Source organism: Streptomyces sp. NPDC002851 (assembly GCF_053591935.1).
Map to the genome: position 1 here is coordinate 242201 of NZ_JBSFUT010000002.1, position 15825 is coordinate 258025.

Consider the following 15825-nt stretch of genomic DNA (forward strand, 5'->3'; position numbering starts at 1 on the left):
CAGGCGTCCCCACCCCCGCCCGTCGGGCGATACCCGCGCAAAGGAGCCCGCGATGAGCGAGATGATCACCGCGGACCTGGTCGACCTCGACCTGTCCGCCGATACGAAGGAAGCGGCGGCCCGTTCCCTGGCCGAGCGCATGGTGGCCCTGGGCCGGGTGACCGACCTGGACGGCTTCCTCGCCGACGTCGCCGCCCGCGAGGCGCAGATGCCGACCGGCCTCGACGGCGGCATTGGCATCCCGCACTGCCGCAGCGCCCACGTCACCGAGCCGACGCTCGCGTTCGGCCGGGCGGCCCAGGGCATCGACTTCGGTGCCGCGGACGGGCCCGCCGACCTGGTGTTCCTGATCGCCGCGCCTACCGGGGCGGACAGCGACCACCTGACCATCCTGTCCTCGCTCGCGCGGCAGCTGATGGACGCCGAGTTCACCGGGGCGCTGCGGTCGGTCGACGACGCGGAGCGGGCGGCCGCGCTGATCCGGGGTGACGCCGAAGAGGCGACTGAAGAGGCGGCCGACGTACGGGAGACGCCTGCGGAGGAGCCCGGCGTACCCGCGGACGAGCCCGAACCCGTCCCCGGCGGCGCCCCGTTCAAGATCGTGGCCGTCACCTCCTGCCCCACCGGCATCGCCCACACCTACATGGCCGCCGAGTCCCTGGAGAACGCGGGCCGCGCGGCCGGGGCCGAGGTGGCGGTCGAGACGCAGGGTTCCGCCGGGTTCACCCGGCTCGACCCGGCCGTGATCGCCGCCGCCGACGCCGTGATCTTCGCGCACGACGTTCCCGTACGCGACAAGGAGCGGTTCGCCGGGAAGCCCACCGTCGACGTCGGCGTGAAGGCGGGCATCAACCGGCCCGCCGAGCTGATCTCCGAGGTGCGCGGCAAGGCCGAGCGCGGCGAGATCAGCGCGCCCGCCGCGGGCGGTACGCCGGTCGAGAGGGCCGGTGACGCGGGCGACAGCTACGGCACCAAGCTGCGCAAGTGGCTGATGTCCGGCGTCAGTTACATGGTGCCGTTCGTCGCCGCGGGCGGTCTGCTCATCGCCCTCGGCTTCGCCATTGGCGGCTACGAGATCGACCAGGCCAAGTCGGTCGCCGAGCACTTCGCCTGGGCCGAGGCCACCAGCTGGGCGGCGCTGCTGTTCCAGGTCGGCGGGCTCGCCTTCTCCTTCCTGGTGCCGGTGCTCGCCGGGTACATCGCGTACGGCATGGCGGACCGGCCGGGTCTGGTGCCGGGCTTCGTCGGCGGCGCGGTCGCCGTGCAGATCGAGGCCGGGTTCCTCGGCGGTCTCGTCGCCGGTCTGATCGCCGGTGCCACGGTCATGGCGATCCAGCGGGTCAGAATCCCCGCCGTCCTGCGCGGCATCATGCCGGTGGTGGTGATTCCGCTGCTCTCCGCGGCGGTGGTCGGATTCCTGATGTTCCTGGTGGTCGGCAAGCCGATCGCCGTCCTGCAGAGCGGCCTCAGCAACTGGCTGGAGTCCCTCTCCGGCGCCAACGCGATCATCCTCGGCGTGATCCTCGGCCTGATGATGTGCTTCGACCTCGGCGGCCCGCTGAACAAGGTCGCGTACACCTTCGCCATCGGCGGCCTGGGCACGAACGCCACCGAGGGCAACCTGAAGGTCATGGCGGCCGTGATGGCGGCGGGCATGGTGCCGCCGCTGGCTATGGCGCTCGCCACGACCGTGCGCGGCAAGCTGTTCACCAAGGCCGAGCGGGAGAACGGCAAGGCGGCCTGGGTGCTCGGTGCCTCCTTCATCACCGAGGGCGCCATTCCGTTCGCGGCGGCCGACCCGCTGCGTGTCATCCCGGCCTCGATGGCGGGCGGCGCGGTCACCGGCGCCCTGTCGATGGGCTTCGGCGCGACGCTTCAGGCCCCGCACGGCGGCGCGTTCGTGGTCCCGCTGATCGGTCAGCCGCTGCTTTACCTGCTGGCGATCGCCGTCGGTACGTGTGTGACGGCGGTCCTGGTCATCCTGCTCAAGGGGATGCGTAAGCCGGTCGCGGCGGCCGAGGGCCCGGCGGCGCCCGCGGTCCCGGCCGAGCCGGTGAAGCAGCCGGTGGCTGCTGCCTGAGCTCTGAGCTCTGAGCTCTGAGCTCTGAGCTCTGAGCGCTGAGCGCTGAGTTCTGAGCTCTGTTCGGACCGGAGCCCCGTTGCCGCGTTGCGGTGGCGGGGCTCCGGCGTGGGTGATGGGCGTGCGTGCGTGACGGGTGGTGTGCGTAACGGGCGGGCGCGCGTGACGGCCATATGCGAGATGGGTCACTTCGGGACCAAAGTCCCTTTGAATCCCTGTCGTAAGTCCTGGCCCGTGTTGTCTACTGACCCGCATGTTCGATCAGATCTCGATCCTCCAGCAGATCGGCCTTGCGGTGCTCCTGGCGGCGACGGTGGTCTGGGTCGTGGGCCTGGTGCGGAGGCTGCGCAGGGACCGGTTCGAGGTGACCGTCTGGCGTGAGGCCAAGGACCTGCGCGCCCTGCCCCGGCAGCGCTCGCATCACCCTGCCGAGAGCACGGAGCTGACGGCCGCCGAGCGCGATGCCTTCGCCGGGCTCGTACGTCAGCTCACGGACGGTCGTCCGTAGGAATCACGGATGACCGATCACGGGCGGTCGTCGACAGGGGTCACCGACGGTCGCCCGTACGGATCGCCCGGCGCTCCATGGCCGCGCGGGCCGCGTCCTCGCTGAGGTAGACCTCGCACATGTGCCGCCCGTCCGGCGTGTCCGTGTGCTCGACCTCCCAGAGGCTTATCTCCCGGCCGTCGGACAGCAGAAACGCGTGCTCGTACAGGGCGAAGCCGAGCCGCCCCGGACCGGTGGACCACCCGGGGTGACCGAACGACTGGGTGATCTGGTGGGCGGCCGCCGACCGAAGGAGCGCCGCGGTCTCGGCGCCCGGCCGGTCCGGGTTCTCCGCGCGGCGCAGCAGCCGACGGGCGTGGTCGGCCGACTCCTCGGCGGCGTACGCCCGTTGGGAGGGCAGCGACGGCAGTGCCGGAAGCGCGGCGGTCGGCGGCTCGAACGGCAGCGGATCGCAGCACCCGCCCGAGCAGTGACCCCCGAACTCCCCGAACTCCGCGAACTCCCCGGTGCTCGCGCACTCCGCACACTCGGCGCAGCCGCGTCCCGCGCGCGCCGCGATCCGGGCGGCCGCGATGCGGGCCTCTTCCTCCTCCGGGTACAGCTCGTGCTGCGTCTCGTCGGCGAGGGCGGCGACGACATGGCCCTTGCCGTACGGCGCGGCGTTGTGCCGCAGCTCCCAGAGCGTGAGGGCCTCGCCGTCGGCGAGCAGGAAGGTATGGCGGTACGTCTCGCGGTGCAGGCCGCCGCTGTGGTGGGCGGAGCGCAGCGAACTGTCGTACGCCAGCGCCGTTTCGAGCCGCCGTATCGTCTCGTCGGGCAGCTCGAAGGAGTTCAGGGCGCGCCCCAGGAGCCGTTCGAGATGCTCCTCGGGAGTCTGGTACGGAACGCTCAAGGTGTCTCCCGGCGTCGCTCGCGTGCTGCATGCCACCTGGTGACCGGCATCACCTTGCTGCAAGTCACCTTGTGACCGCTCACCGTAGCCCCTCGGTCGGACATCATGTCCGGGGTTCGGGAAAACGTACGAGGGCGGTCGGGAGTTCCCGCAGGTGAGGCGCCGACCGGCCGTCAATTTGCTGCGGGAGCGGTCAACTTCGTGCGACGGGATGAAACTACCGTAGTCCTTCATGCGCGTGCCGATTCTGACCGGAGAGCTTCCTGTGGGGGATGAAGGGGGCGGGTGCCGGGGTGCCGGGGTGCGGGACGCGCGCCGTGTGCGGGACGTACGCGGTGTGTGTGGGGGGGAGGGGCGCGGTGTGGGGGAGTGCGCGTCAGCCGTAGAGCGTGGGGGAGCGCGCGTCAGCCGTAGAGCTCCCCGTACGACGGGAAGACCCCGCCCGGCGTCTCCACGGAGTCGGCGGCCGCCACCGCCTTGACGATCGCGCGGGTCACCGCGTCCGCGCCCGCCGCCAGGATCGCGTTCACCGCGAGCAGCGCCGCCGACTCGTCCTCGGGGAGCGGCCGTTCGCCGGTGGCGAGCGTGAACACTGTGTCGCCGTCGTACAGCAGATGCACCGGCCGTACGGCGCGGGCCAGGCCGTCGTGGGAGGTGCCCGCGAGCTTCTGGGCCTGGGCTCGGGTGAGCGGGGCGTCGGTGGCGACCACGGCGAGCGTGGTGTTCAGGGGGCCGGTCGCCGCGCTCTGGCGGCGGGCCGACTCCTCGCGGGCGGCGGCGAGTTCGGCCTGGGCGCGGGCGTGCGCGGCGGGGTCGGGGGGTGTCGCGCCGCCTCCCGTGTAGTACCTCCCGTACAGCACCCCCGTCTCCGGATCGACCGCTGAGCCCACCGCGTTCACGGCGGCGATGGCGGCCACGGTGTGGCCCGAGCCGAGGCGGAGGCTCGCCGTGCCGATGCCGCCCTTCATGCCGCCGACCACGGCGCCGGTGCCTGCGCCGACATTGCCCTGGGGCACTTCCACGGAGCTCGCGGCGGCGTGTTCGACGGCCTCGCGGCCGAGCGCGGTGTCCGGGCGGGACCGCCAGTCCCCGCCCCGGCCCAGGTCGAAGAGGCAGGCCGCGGGCACCACGGGGACGACCTGCCCGGCCCCGCCGACCGGTACCCCGCGCCCCTGCTCCTCCAGCCACGCCATGACGCCGGACGCCGCGTCGAGCCCGTACGCGCTGCCGCCGGTGAGGACGACGGCGTCGATGCGCTGGACCAGGTTGCGCGGGTCGAGGGCGTCCGTCTCCCGGGTGCCGGGGCCGCCGCCGCGTACGTCCACGGCCGCGACCGCACCGCCCTCCGGGGCGAGTACGACGGTGGTACCGGTGAGCCGGCCGTCCCCGGCGCGGGTGGCGTGGCCGACGCGCAGGCCGCGGACGTCGGTGAGGGAGTCGTTCGGTCCGGTGGCGGAGGGGGCCGGTCCGGCCAGAGCAGCGAGGTTCTCCATGTGCCATGCGTACCACGTGAGTTACGCGGACCGGGGCGAGTTCAGCCCTCTTGCGGGGCCCGGCCTTGGGCGGTACGGGTATGAGGGCCCGTACGACCTCGGGCGGGGCTCAGGCCTGCTGCCCGGCCTCGGCCGCCTCTCGCCGTACCATCCGTGCCGTCAGGGTCACCCCCGTCGCCACCGCCGCCGCCATCACGAGCCCGGCCGCGAGCACCGCCCAGTGCCCCGCGAACGTACAGGCAAGGACCGCCACCGCGCAGACGGGAAGCACGAGTTGCTGCGCGAGCCCCACCTTGAAGTGGCGGGAGTGCAGGCCCCACACGGTGATCAGATAGAGCGCCGCAGGGACGGTCACGGCGGCCGAGGCGGCGAGCGTGGAGATGTGCGCCTTGTGCAACGCCTCCTCGACCGCGACCTCCAGGCCCGCACCGATGGCCGCGGCCGCCGCGAAGATCAGGTAGTGGCCGTAGCCCCACAGGAAGCCCTGCTTGTTGGAGCGGAGATGGCCGTGGATCGGGACGACGAAGTAGATCCACCAGGCGGCGAAGACGATGAGCAGCCCGCCCGCGGTGATCGGCAGCAACTCGTCGAGCGCGTCGTGCTCATCGACGCCGGACTTCACGGCGACCGTGGCGGCCAGGATGGTCTCGCCGAGCACGATGATGGTGAACAGGCCGTACCGCTCGGCGATGTGGTGCGGATGCCACGCCGAGTTGAACCGGCGCTCGGCGATGACCGGCACGGAGAGCTCGGCCAGTGCCATCACCAGGAACAGCCACGGCTTCGCCCCCTCCGGCAGGAACAACAGCCCCGACCAGCCGACCTGGCAGACCAGGACCCCGGCCGCGTACGACTGGGCCATCCGCCGCTCGGCGCCACTGGCCCCGCGGGCGGCGCGCAGCCACTGCGTGACGAGCGCGAGCCGCATGACCAGATAGCCGAGCCAGACGAGCAGGAAGTCGTGCTCGTCGAAGGCGCGGGACACTCCGGCGGCGAGGATGAGCACGCCGGTGATCTGCACGAAGGTCACGACCCGGTACAGCGCGTCGTCGTTGTCGTACGCCGAGGCGAACCAGGTGAAGTTCATCCAGGCCCACCAGATGGCGAAGAACACCATCGCGTAGTTGAGCACGCCCTCGCCCGCGTGCCCCTCGGCAACGGAGTGCACCAACTGCACCCCGGCCTGCGCGACCGCCACCACGAAACACAGGTCGAAGAACAGCTCGAGCGGCGTCGCGGCCCGATGCCCCTCGCCCCGGTGCCGTGCGGTCATACGGAGCACGGGGTGCGGCGGCCGTGGCGGTCGTGGCGGCCGTGGCGAGGAGGACGCCCCGGGGGACGAGGACGACTCGGGACTTGATCCTGACGTGGAACCGGATTCATCTGGCGTGGCCATGGCCAACAGCGTGCCAGGGGCCGGGCTACGGCGCCTTCCGGAGTGGTCCAGCGGCTTGTCGTCTGTGGGGCTACGGGGAGCCGCGAGGGCGTTCTGCGGGATGTACGGGAGCACGAGCTCCCGTAAGACACGACGAGCTGTCGGCAAGGACTTACGGAAGCCCTCCCGTAGGGACCTAAGCCAGACCGTACACACGACAAACTCCCCTTATTTCTCCCGTAATTCACATTCACCCTGGATTCGTAAGGATTCCTCCTCAACGCCACCAGGAACGACGCCATGAGTCCTGCCGTACAAGAGGCGGCCGCCCCGAGCGACGTGCGGTCGTACGACCCGGCCCAGTACCGCCCCGGCCGCACCATCACCGACTGGGAGCCGGAGAACGAGCTCTTCTGGAGGTCCACCGGCAGGCGGGTCGCCACCCGCAACCTGTGGATAGCCGTCCCCGCTCTGCTCGTCGCCTTCGTGGTGTGGCAGGTGTGGAGCGTCACCGCGACCAACCTCACGGACGTCGGCTTCGGCTTCAGCACCTCGCAGCTGTTCTGGCTGACCGCGATCCCCGGGCTGACCGGCGGTACGGCCCGGATCTTCTACACCTTCCTCGGCCCGAAGATCGGCCAGCGCACTTTCACCGCGCTCTCCACGGTCGTCCTGATCGCCCCGCTGATCTGGCTGGGCCACGCCGTCCAGGACACCTCGACCTCGTTCACCGAGATGGCGATGATCGCGGCCCTGTGCGGCATCGGCGGCGCCAACTTCTCCTCCTCGCTGGCGAACATCGGCTTCTTCTTCCCGAAGAAGCTCAAGGGCAACGCGACCGGCATCAACGGCGGCCTCGGCAACCTCGGCGTCTCCGTGGTCCAGCTGCTCACCCCGATCGTGATCACCAGCTCGGTGATCGCCATCGGCTCGGGTCAGCGCAACGCCAGGACCGGAGGCGAGGTCTACCTCCAGAACGCCGCGTTCCTGTGGGTCCCGGTCCTGATCGTCCTCGCGCTGGTCGCCTGGTTCGGCCAGAACAACCTGAAGACCGCCTCCACCTCCTTCAGCCAGCAGAAGATCATCTTCCGGCGCAAGCACAACTGGCTGATGACCTGGCTCTACGTCGGCACCTTCGGCTCCTTCATCGGCTTCGCCGCAGCGCTGCCGATGCTGATCAAGACGACCTTCCCGGTCTACTCGGTCGCGACCTATGCCTGGATGGGCCCGGCCCTCGGCGCCCTGGCCCGCTGGGCCGGCGGCTGGATCGCGGACAAGCTGGGCGGCGCCCGGGTCACGATCCTGTCCTTCGTGGGCATGGCGGCCTCCATCGTCGGCGTCATCTCCTTCCTCCCCTCGGGCAGTGAATCCGGCAGCTTCTACGGCTTCTTCGCCTGCTTCCTCGCGGCGTTCTTCTTCTCCGGCATCGGCAACGGCTCGACGTTCCGGCAGATCCCGGTGATCTTCCGCAACCAGCACCTGAAGGGCCTCACCGAGGGCACCCCGGAGTACGCCAAGGCCCTGAAGCAGACCGAGATGGAGGCCGGAGCCGTCACCGGCTTCACCGCCGCCATCGCCGCGTACGGCTTCTTCTTCATCCCGGCGCTCTTCGCCAACTTCGCGGTCACCAGCGCGATGTGGGGCTTCGTCGCCTTCTACGTCAGCTGCATCGCCGTGACCTGGTGGTACTACGCCCGCAAGGGCGCCGAGTCCCCGAGCTGACACTCGCGGCAGGTCCAAAGTCCCGACCAAAACCGCAGGTCAAAGCGGAATCAGGGTTCCGGCCCGGAGGATCCCGGGCCCTCCGGTCCACATCCGGGGACCAACGCCGAGCCAAATGATCGATCGACCGCAGTGCAATGGACGAGAGCGAAGGCACAGCGACCGGAAGGTGTGCACCATGACCGCAACTCCCGCGGAGCAGACGGTGAACGGCGAAGCCTGGGGCGGCTTCAAGGGCGGGCTGTGGCGGGACGCCATCGACGTCCGCGGCTTCGTCCAGCGGAACTACACGCCGTACGAGGGCGACGGCTCCTTCCTCGCCGGTCCGACGGCGCGCACCACCGCCCTGTGGAACAAGCTCCTCGGCATGTTCCCGGAGGAGATCGAGAAGGGCATTTACGACGTCGACGTGAAGACCCCGTCGCGTATCGACGCCTTCAAGCCGGGCTACATCGACGGCACCGCCGCCGACCACCACGACCTGATCGGCGCACCCGGAGAACTACCCGCAGCTGACCATCCGGGTCTCCGGCTACGCGGTCAACTTCGTCCGCCTGACGCGCGAGCAGCAGCTGGACGTCATCAACCGCACCTTCCACGGCTCCCTCTGAGCCCCTGCCCCGCGGCCCCGGAGCCTGGCCCTCACCCCGGCCCCGGGGGCCGCGAACTCCCCCTCCGACTCCAACTCCAGCTCCAACTCCAACTCCAACTCCTTCCAGGAAAAACGGAGTTACGTCATGACCGTCCTGCTCGGCCAGAACACCCCGGCCACCGCCGCCGCCACCCCGGCCACTACCACCACCGCCGCCACCCCGGCGGCCGCCGCCACGCACCGCCCCAGCGAGGGCTCGGTCCACTCCTGGGATCTGTCGACCGGGGTCGACGGACCCGGTACCCGCTTCGTGACGTTCCTCTCCGGCTGCCCGCTGACCTGCCTGTACTGCCACAACCCCGACACCTGGACGATGCGCAACGGCAAGCGCACCTCGGCGGACGACGTGGTCAAGGAGGCCGCCAAGTACACCCGGTTCATCGCGGCCGCCCGTGGCGGAGCCACCATCAGCGGCGGTGAACCGCTCCTCCAGCCCGTCTTCGCCGGCGAGCTCCTTCACCGCTTCAAGCACGAACTCGGCCTGCACACCGCCCTGGACACCTCCGGCTTCCTCGGCACCCGTGCCACCGAAGCGCTCCTTCGCGATGTCGACCTGGTGCTCCTTGACATCAAGTCCTGGGACCGGGAGACCTACAAGAAGGTCACCGGCCGCCCGCTGCGGCCCACCCTCGACTTCGCGCACCGCCTCGCCGATCTCGGCAAGAACGTCTGGGTCCGCTTCGTGCTCGTCCCGGGCCTGACCGACGACCCCGCGAACATCGAGGGCGTCGCCGCCTTCGCGGGCTCCCTCGGCAATGTCACGCGCGTCGACGTGCTGCCGTTCCACAAGCTGGGCGAGGCCAAGTGGCAGGCCCTCGGCAAGAACTTCACGCTGCACGACACCCCGTCGCCCGCCCCCGAGCAGATCGCCGCGGCGAAGCAGATCTTCGCCGCGCACGGCCTGAAGGCGGTCTGACCGGCGGGAAAGCCGCCCCCGCCCCCCGTTCGGCCTACAGCGGCGGCGGGCCCGAAGACGCGTTCCTACCGTGACCTTGTGACCACTACCACCCGCGCGCAAGCGGCCGCAGACACCTACCGCCCCGGATCCACGATCTCCGAATGGCAGCCCGAGGACGACGCCTTCTGGAAGTCCACCGGCCGCAAAGTGGCCCAGCGGAACCTCTGGGTCTCCATCCCCGCCCTCATGCTCGGCTTCGTGGTCTGGCAGGTCTGGTCGGTCACCGCGGTCCAGCTCAACGAGGTCGGGTTCGCCCTCACCACCTCCCAGCTGTTCTGGCTGACGGCCATCCCCGGCATCACCGGCGGCACCTTCCGCATCCTCTACACGTTCATCGGGCCGAACTTCGGTGAGCGCAGGTTCACCGCGCTCTCCACGATCGTCCTGGTCGTGCCGATGCTCTGGCTGGGATTCGCGCTCCAGGACACCGGGACCCCGTACTGGGAACTCGCTCTGATCGCCGCCGTCTGCGGTATCGGCGGCGCCAATTTCTCCTCGTCGATGGCGAATATCGGCTTCTTCTTCCCCAAGCGCGAGAAGGGCAGTGCCAACGGCCTCAACGGTGGGCTCGGCAACCTCGGTGTCTCCGTGGTCCAGTTGGTCGCCCCGCTGGTCGTCACGGCCGCGGTGCTCGGCGCCCCGGCCGGTGGGCCGCAGCGCGACACGGTCAAGAACGAGGACGTCTGGCTGCAGAACGGCGCCTTTCTCTGGGTGCCGCTCCTGGTGATCATGGCGCTGCTCGCCTGGTTCCTGATGAACGACCTCAAGGTCGCCGCCGCCCCGTTCAGCCAGCAGAAGATCATCTTCCGGCGCAAGCACAACTGGCTGATGACCTGGCTCTACGTCGGCACCTTCGGCTCCTTCATCGGCTTCGCCGCGGCCCTGCCGATGCTGATGAAGAACAACTTCGCCGCCCAGGGCTACCAGGCCACCACCTACGCCTGGATCGGCCCGTTCATCGGCGCCCTCACCCGCTGGGCGGGCGGCTGGCTCTCGGACCGGATCGGCGGGGCCAGGGTGACCATGGTGTCCTTCGTGGGCATGGCCGCCTCGCTGGTCGTGGTGATCATGGCGCTGCCGCACAGCGGCGACCAGGGTTCCTTCTGGTCGTTCTACCTCGGCTTCCTCTGCGCCTTCGCCTTCTCCGGCATCGGCAACGGCTCGACCTTCCGGCAAATCCCGGTGATCTTCCGGGACTTGCACCTGAAGCGGGTGGCGGGCCAGGGCGCGCAGGCCGAGGGGGCCGCGCTCAAGCAGGCCGAGATGGAGGCCGGCGCGGTGACCGGCTTCTCCGCGGCGATCGCCGCGTACGGCTTCTTCTTCATCCCCGCGATGTTCGCGAGCATGGCCGTGATCGGTTCGCTGTGGCTGTTCGTCGGGTTCTACGCCACGTGTCTCGCCGTCTGCTGGTGGTTCTACGCCCGCAAGGGCGCCGAGGCCCCCAGCTGACCCGCCACGGGAGCCCCGGCCCTCGGCCGACCGGACCCCCGCACCGGCCGACCGGACCCCCGCGCCGGTCGGCCGATCGCCGTACCCTGGAGGCATGAGCAACACCGCCGCCCCCGCCCCCGAACCGCGAGACGCGAAGGCCGAGCCCAGGCCCCGTCCGGCTCTGCACTTCGACGATCCACTGAACGAACAGTCGGCGGACGACACGGATCGCGGGTGGGGTGAGCGGCCCAGCGCCGACGGCGACAGCGCCGACCTGGCGCGCTTCCTGGACGAGAAGCCGCCCCACCACCTCTGAGCAGCGGCCGCTACTTGCTGAGGCCACCAGCCGGGCCACCCGTCGGGCCACCCGCAGGGCCGCCGCCGGAGCCGCTCTCCGCGGCGCCCGCGCTCCCGCCGCCGCGCTGCGCGACCAGGGTGTCCCTGATCTCCTTGAGCACCTCGAGCTCGGTGACCTCGAGGGTCTCCGCTACGCCTTCCTTCGCCTTGCGGCGGTCTTCCATCCTGGCCAGGTACTTCGCCATGGGCATCACCATCAGGAAGTAAACGACGGCCGCGGTGATCACAAAGCTGAGGGTGGCGCCGAGGACCGAGCCCCACATGATCGGGATGCCCTCGACGACCTCGCCGGTCTCCGCGTCCGTCCGGCAAGGGGCCTGGAGGCACGAGGAGTACTTCTCGAGGTCCTTGGTGCCGATCGCGCCGACGAGCGGGTTGATGACGCCCTTCACCACAGCGTTCACGATGTTCGTGAACGCGGCGCCGATGACCACCGCTACGGCCAGATCGATCACGTTCCCGCGCAGCAGGAACGCCTTGAAGCCTGCCCACAAGCTGGGCTTCTTCTCCTCGCTCACCATGGAGCCCTTCTCCGTACGTGAAATTGACGGTGTTATTAGGCCCCGTTGAGCGGAACTCCGTCCAATCAGCACACACGATCAAGTGAGTTGACGGAAACATTTTGTGGCTCAACATACGATCACCGCCAACTGCCCCCGCACACCCGCGCCCGCGAGCTTCGCCGCGTCCTCGCGCGGCACGGAGAGCACGACCAACGCACCGCGTCCGCTGCCGCTGTCGCCGTCGTCGAACCCGGAGCTGAGCCCCGAGCCGCCTTCGGTATCGACGCCGGAGCTGCCCTCAGCCCCGCCCCTGCCTCCGCCTCCGGAGCCGGTGTCGGCCGCGGCCCCGGGCACCCGGGCCACCCGCGCCCCGGCCACCACCCGGGAAGCGTCGCCGCCCGACTCCGGTGCCGCGATCACATCGACCCGGTCCCCGGGCCGCAGCAGCCGCACCGTCTCGGCGTCCGCGATGCGGACCGGAGCCGTCACCAGGTCGACGGCGCCCCGCTCCGGTCCGGCCGCCCCGGACGCGGGTTCCCGTGCGTCCGCCGGGCCGACGCCGCGCAGGCCCGTCGAGGCGAGCGCCGCGGCGGCCATCGCGAGTCCCGCGGCCGTCGCCCGCCGTCTGCGCCGTACCGCGCCCGGAATGCGGTACCGCCCGCCGCGCACCCGCAGCGGAGAGAAGTGCGGCACTTCGCACGGGGGAGGAGGCACGGCCGAGGGCGCGGACGACGGCGCGGAGGGCCGTACGGGAAAGGAGTCGGAGGACATGGCAACCACCGCCTGTCGTGAGGGAGATCGGCTGAACGCACCTCACGATCCACGGTTCGCCGGAATCCCGCTCCGGCCTGTGGATGCCCGACGGGTTGTGGACAATTCCCTCACCCGAAGGGGAAGTTCCGGCCGCCCACCGCGCCTCAGCCCCCCCCCGTCAGCCCTGTCAGCCCCCTCAGTCCACCTCAGCCCTCCTCAGTTCCCCTCAGGGCAACTCGATCCCCAGATCCCACCCGTCATGCGCCCGCATGCACAGGCAGTCCCGCTCGACCGGTGCCGGCAGCGCGCGCACCGCGTCGAACAGCACCTCGCGCAGCCGCGCCACGTTCTCCCCGAACACCGTCATGACCTCCGCGTGCGAGACGCCGTCGCCGTGCTCGGCACCCGCGTCCAGGTCCGTCACCAGCGCCATCGACGTGTAGCAGAGCTCCAGTTCACGCGCGAGCACGGCCTCCGGGTGCCCGGTCATGCCGACCACCGACCAGCCCGCCGCGGCGTGCCACTGCGACTCGGCACGGGTCGAGAAGCGCGGGCCCTCGATGACGACCATGGTGCCGCCGTCCACGGGCTCCCAGTCCCGCCCACGCGCCGCCTTCAGGGCGACCCTGCGTCCTTCGGGGCAGTACGGGTCGGCGAACGTCGTGTGCACCACGTTCGGCACGCTCCCGTCGGGCAGCGGCACCCCGTCGAAGTACGTCTGGACCCGCGACTTCGTACGGTCCACCAGCTGGTCCGGCACCAGCAGCGTCCCCGGCCCGTACTCGGACCGCAGCCCGCCCACGGCGCAGGGTCCGAGGACCTGTCGTACGCCCACGGAGCGCAGCGCCCACAGATTGGCGCGGTAGTTGATGCGGTGCGGCGGCAGGTGGTGCTGCCGCCCGTGCCGGGGCAGGAAGGCGACCTTGCGTCCGGCTATGTCGCCGAAGAAGAGGGAGTCGCTCGGCGGCCCGTAGGGGGTGTCGACCCGTACCTCGGTGACGTCCTCGAGGAAGGAGTAGAAGCCCGAGCCGCCGATGACGCCGATCTCCGCGGTCCGCGCTGCCTGTTCCGCGTTCACTGCCTGCTCTTCGTTCGCCATGGCGAGCAGCGTAGAGGGCCCCGCGGTCGGATGACCGCGGGGCCCTCTAAAGAAGATGCGCGTCCGGTACGCGTCCGCTGCCGGATCAGGCGGCCGAGCTGCTGCTCGACGAGCCCCCGGAGGACGACGAGGACGAGGAAGACGTCGAGGCAGAGGAAGACGTCGAGGTGCCGGCCTTCGACGACGAGTCACTCGATGAAGACGAGCTGCCCGAGGACGATGCCGGGGAGCTGCTCGACGACGAGCCACGGCTGTCGTTGCGGTAGAAGCCGGAGCCCTTGAAGACGATGCCGACCGCCGAGAACACCTTCTTGAGGCGTCCGCTGCAGCTGGGGCACTCGGTCAGGGCGTCGTCCGTGAACTTCTGCACGGCCTCGAGGCCCTCACCGCACTCGGTGCACTGGTACTGGTAGGTCGGCACTTGCTTCCTCCTGGCACTCTCACTCGATGAGTGCTAACGACGCTCCATAGTGACCTATTCCTCGGGATCAGTCCACTGCGACGGGGACGCGGTGACCGACGCCACGTGCCACGGTCCGCCCCTGGGAGGACGGCCGGAGCCGCGAGCGCAGCGCCACCAGGGTGAGCAGCGCGAGGACCGTGCCGCCCATCGGGACCAGGAATCCGGCGCTCGCGCCGAAGGAGTCCGCGAGCCGCCCGGTGACCGTCACGGCCACTGCCTGGCCGAGCGCCACCGAGCCGGTGAGCAGGGTGAACGCCTCGGTCCGCGCGGATGCCGGGACGAGGGTCTCGACCAGCGTGAAGCCGGTGATCAGGGCGGGCGCGATGCACATGCCGACGGCCAGTCCGACCACCGCGAACAGCGCCACGGAGTGCACCATCCACAGCGTGGAGGCCATCACGGCGAGCGCGGTGTAGCCCACGAGGAGGCGGCGCCGCGGGCCGACCTTCCAGGCGATGGCGCCGCAGGCGATGCCCGCCAGCATGTTGCCGGCCGCGAAGATCCCGTACAGGAGGCCGTTCACGCCGGGCTGCCCGGCCTCTTCGGCGAAGGCGGTCAGCGCGACCTGCATGCCGCCGAAGACCGAGCCGATGCCGAGGAGGGCCACCGCGAGGGCGCGCACACCGGGCACCGAGAACGCGGAAACGTGCTCCACGCGCGCGTGCCCGTCGACCGCGCCGTGCGCCTTGGGCTGGGTGGCGCGCTGTGCGGCGAAGAGCAGGCCGCCCGCGAGGGTCAGCAGCGCCTCGGCGGCGAGGCCCGCGCCCGGGTGCAGCCAGGTGCACAGGGCGGTGGCGAGCACCGGGCCGACGACAAAGGTGAGCTCGTCCGTCACGGACTCGAAGGCCGCGGCCGTCTGCATCAGCGGCCGCTGCTCGGGCCGGTCGAGGACGGCCGCCCAGCGGGCCCGCACCATCGGCCCGACCTGCGGCACCGTGGCGCCCACGGGCACCGCCGCGACGAACAGCGCCCACAGCGGGGCGTGGGCGAGGGCGAGCACGGTGAGCAGGATCACCGAGGAGGCGTGCAGCAGGACGCCGGGGATGAGCACGGCGGACTGCCCGAAGCGGTCCGCGAGCTTGCCGCTCTGCGGGGCGCACACGGCCATGGACACACCGGCGACGGCGGCGACGGCGCCCGCGCTGCCGAACGAGCCGGTGGTGTGCTGCACGAGCAGCACGATGGACATGGTCAGCATCGCGAACGGCTGGCGTGCCGCGAAGCCCGGCAGAACAAAAGAAAGAGCGCGCGGGGTGCGCAGGAGCGCCCCGTACCCGGGGCGGGAGGTGGAGTTGACCGCGGACGCCACGGTCCTTGCCTTTCTGCTGCCTGGTGGCGGGCCCGTGTGGCGGCGCCGAGAGCTGTCCTCTTGCGCAGAAGAACGTCGGTGATACCTGGCCCACTGCGAGGGCCGCGGCCGCCGTGCGGTCGCGCCAGCTCTGCATCAGACAGAGGTGGTTCGATTCAGTGTCCATCCATCGTAAAGGTTCATGCGCTTCTACGCCTCTGAATAGGCGAAGATTCAGCCCTTGTTGCCTG

The 15825-nt window shown here is 70.6% G+C and carries 14 protein-coding genes and 1 pseudogene; 7 read left to right on the forward strand and 8 right to left on the reverse strand.

The features are described 5' to 3' along the window. The first annotated feature begins 52 nt into the window (after window positions 1-52). Both ACWD10_RS02995 and ACWD10_RS03000 read left to right on the forward strand, forming a co-directional pair. Entirely contained in the window at window positions 53-2080 is a 2028-nt protein-coding gene (locus ACWD10_RS02995; protein ID WP_451086321.1) for a PTS fructose transporter subunit IIABC, read from the forward strand. 253 nt (window positions 2081-2333) lie between these two features. Beyond that, on the forward strand, window positions 2334-2588 hold the full coding sequence (locus ACWD10_RS03000; RefSeq protein WP_451086323.1) for a hypothetical protein: 255 nt from the start codon (window positions 2334-2336) through the stop codon (window positions 2586-2588). 40 nt (window positions 2589-2628) lie between these two features. Here the strand turns inward: ACWD10_RS03000 and ACWD10_RS03005 are convergent, their stop codons facing one another. From ACWD10_RS03005 to ACWD10_RS03015, 3 genes are all read right to left on the reverse strand, one after another. Then, window positions 2629-3480 carry a DUF6227 family protein gene (locus ACWD10_RS03005; protein WP_451086325.1) on the reverse strand — a complete coding sequence of 284 codons (852 nt, stop codon included), beginning with the start codon at window positions 3478-3480 and terminating at the stop codon, window positions 2629-2631. Between the two features lie 404 nt (window positions 3481-3884). Then, window positions 3885-4973, reverse strand: coding sequence for a P1 family peptidase (locus ACWD10_RS03010; protein WP_451086327.1), 1089 nt, complete (start codon window positions 4971-4973; stop codon window positions 3885-3887). A gap of 109 nt (window positions 4974-5082) precedes the next feature. Beyond that, the gene (locus ACWD10_RS03015) at window positions 5083-6246 is read right to left on the reverse strand and encodes a low temperature requirement protein A (protein WP_451086329.1); all 1164 of its coding nucleotides are present in this window, start codon (window positions 6244-6246) and stop codon (window positions 5083-5085) included. Window positions 6247-6648: 402 nt separating this feature from the next. On the opposite strand from ACWD10_RS03015, the gene ACWD10_RS03020 reads away from it, so the two are divergent. The 5 genes and pseudogenes from ACWD10_RS03020 (at window position 6649) to ACWD10_RS03040 (ending at window position 11427) form a co-directional block, all read left to right on the forward strand. Beyond that, complete coding sequence (locus ACWD10_RS03020) at window positions 6649-8070, forward strand: NarK family nitrate/nitrite MFS transporter (RefSeq protein WP_451086331.1); 1422 nt, start codon at window positions 6649-6651, stop codon at window positions 8068-8070. Between the two features lie 491 nt (window positions 8071-8561). Then, window positions 8562-8681: pseudogene (locus ACWD10_RS03025) on the forward strand (glycine radical domain-containing protein); the annotation flags it as partial. A 126-nt stretch (window positions 8682-8807) separates the two neighbouring features. Then, on the forward strand, window positions 8808-9638 hold the full coding sequence (gene pflA / locus ACWD10_RS03030; RefSeq protein ID WP_451086333.1) for a pyruvate formate-lyase-activating protein: 831 nt from the start codon (window positions 8808-8810) through the stop codon (window positions 9636-9638). A gap of 78 nt (window positions 9639-9716) precedes the next feature. Beyond that, window positions 9717-11129: a NarK family nitrate/nitrite MFS transporter gene (locus ACWD10_RS03035; protein WP_451086335.1), complete on the forward strand. Its 1413-nt coding sequence runs from the start codon at window positions 9717-9719 to the stop codon at window positions 11127-11129. A gap of 94 nt (window positions 11130-11223) precedes the next feature. Continuing rightward, a complete protein-coding gene (locus tag ACWD10_RS03040) occupies window positions 11224-11427 on the forward strand; it encodes a hypothetical protein (protein ID WP_451086337.1) in 204 nt (67 codons plus the stop codon). Window positions 11428-11437: 10 nt separating this feature from the next. Here the strand turns inward: ACWD10_RS03040 and mscL are convergent, their stop codons facing one another. The 5 genes from mscL to ACWD10_RS03065 form a co-directional block, all read right to left on the reverse strand. After that, window positions 11438-11989, reverse strand: a complete 552-nt coding sequence (mscL, locus tag ACWD10_RS03045) for a large conductance mechanosensitive channel protein MscL (RefSeq protein ID WP_451086339.1) — start codon at window positions 11987-11989, stop codon at window positions 11438-11440. Window positions 11990-12097: 108 nt separating this feature from the next. Next, on the reverse strand, window positions 12098-12742 hold the full coding sequence (locus tag ACWD10_RS03050; RefSeq protein WP_451086341.1) for a hypothetical protein: 645 nt from the start codon (window positions 12740-12742) through the stop codon (window positions 12098-12100). A 208-nt stretch (window positions 12743-12950) separates the two neighbouring features. Next, window positions 12951-13823 (reverse strand): S-methyl-5'-thioadenosine phosphorylase, encoded by an 873-nt coding sequence (locus tag ACWD10_RS03055; protein WP_451086343.1) that lies wholly within the window; start codon window positions 13821-13823, stop codon window positions 12951-12953. Window positions 13824-13908: 85 nt separating this feature from the next. Next, the gene (locus ACWD10_RS03060) at window positions 13909-14244 is read right to left on the reverse strand and encodes an FmdB family zinc ribbon protein (protein ID WP_451086345.1); all 336 of its coding nucleotides are present in this window, start codon (window positions 14242-14244) and stop codon (window positions 13909-13911) included. A gap of 67 nt (window positions 14245-14311) precedes the next feature. Then, entirely contained in the window at window positions 14312-15595 is a 1284-nt protein-coding gene (locus ACWD10_RS03065) for an MFS transporter (protein ID WP_451086347.1), read from the reverse strand. Window positions 15596-15825 lie beyond the last annotated feature (230 nt).

Coding starts and splice junctions, on each gene's coding strand:
- ACWD10_RS02995 (WP_451086321.1), top strand. CDS start 53: ATGAGCGAGATGATCACCGCGGACCTGGTCGACCTCGACCTGTCCGCC.
- ACWD10_RS03000 (WP_451086323.1), top strand. CDS start 2,334: ATGTTCGATCAGATCTCGATCCTCCAGCAGATCGGCCTTGCGGTGCTC.
- ACWD10_RS03010 (WP_451086327.1), bottom strand. CDS start 4,973: ATGGAGAACCTCGCTGCTCTGGCCGGACCGGCCCCCTCCGCCACCGGA.
- ACWD10_RS03015 (WP_451086329.1), bottom strand. CDS start 6,246: ATGACCGCACGGCACCGGGGCGAGGGGCATCGGGCCGCGACGCCGCTC.
- ACWD10_RS03020 (WP_451086331.1), top strand. CDS start 6,649: ATGAGTCCTGCCGTACAAGAGGCGGCCGCCCCGAGCGACGTGCGGTCG.
- pflA (WP_451086333.1), top strand. CDS start 8,808: ATGACCGTCCTGCTCGGCCAGAACACCCCGGCCACCGCCGCCGCCACC.
- ACWD10_RS03040 (WP_451086337.1), top strand. CDS start 11,224: ATGAGCAACACCGCCGCCCCCGCCCCCGAACCGCGAGACGCGAAGGCC.
- mscL (WP_451086339.1), bottom strand. CDS start 11,989: ATGGTGAGCGAGGAGAAGAAGCCCAGCTTGTGGGCAGGCTTCAAGGCG.
- ACWD10_RS03050 (WP_451086341.1), bottom strand. CDS start 12,742: ATGTCCTCCGACTCCTTTCCCGTACGGCCCTCCGCGCCGTCGTCCGCG.
- ACWD10_RS03055 (WP_451086343.1), bottom strand. CDS start 13,823: ATGGCGAACGAAGAGCAGGCAGTGAACGCGGAACAGGCAGCGCGGACC.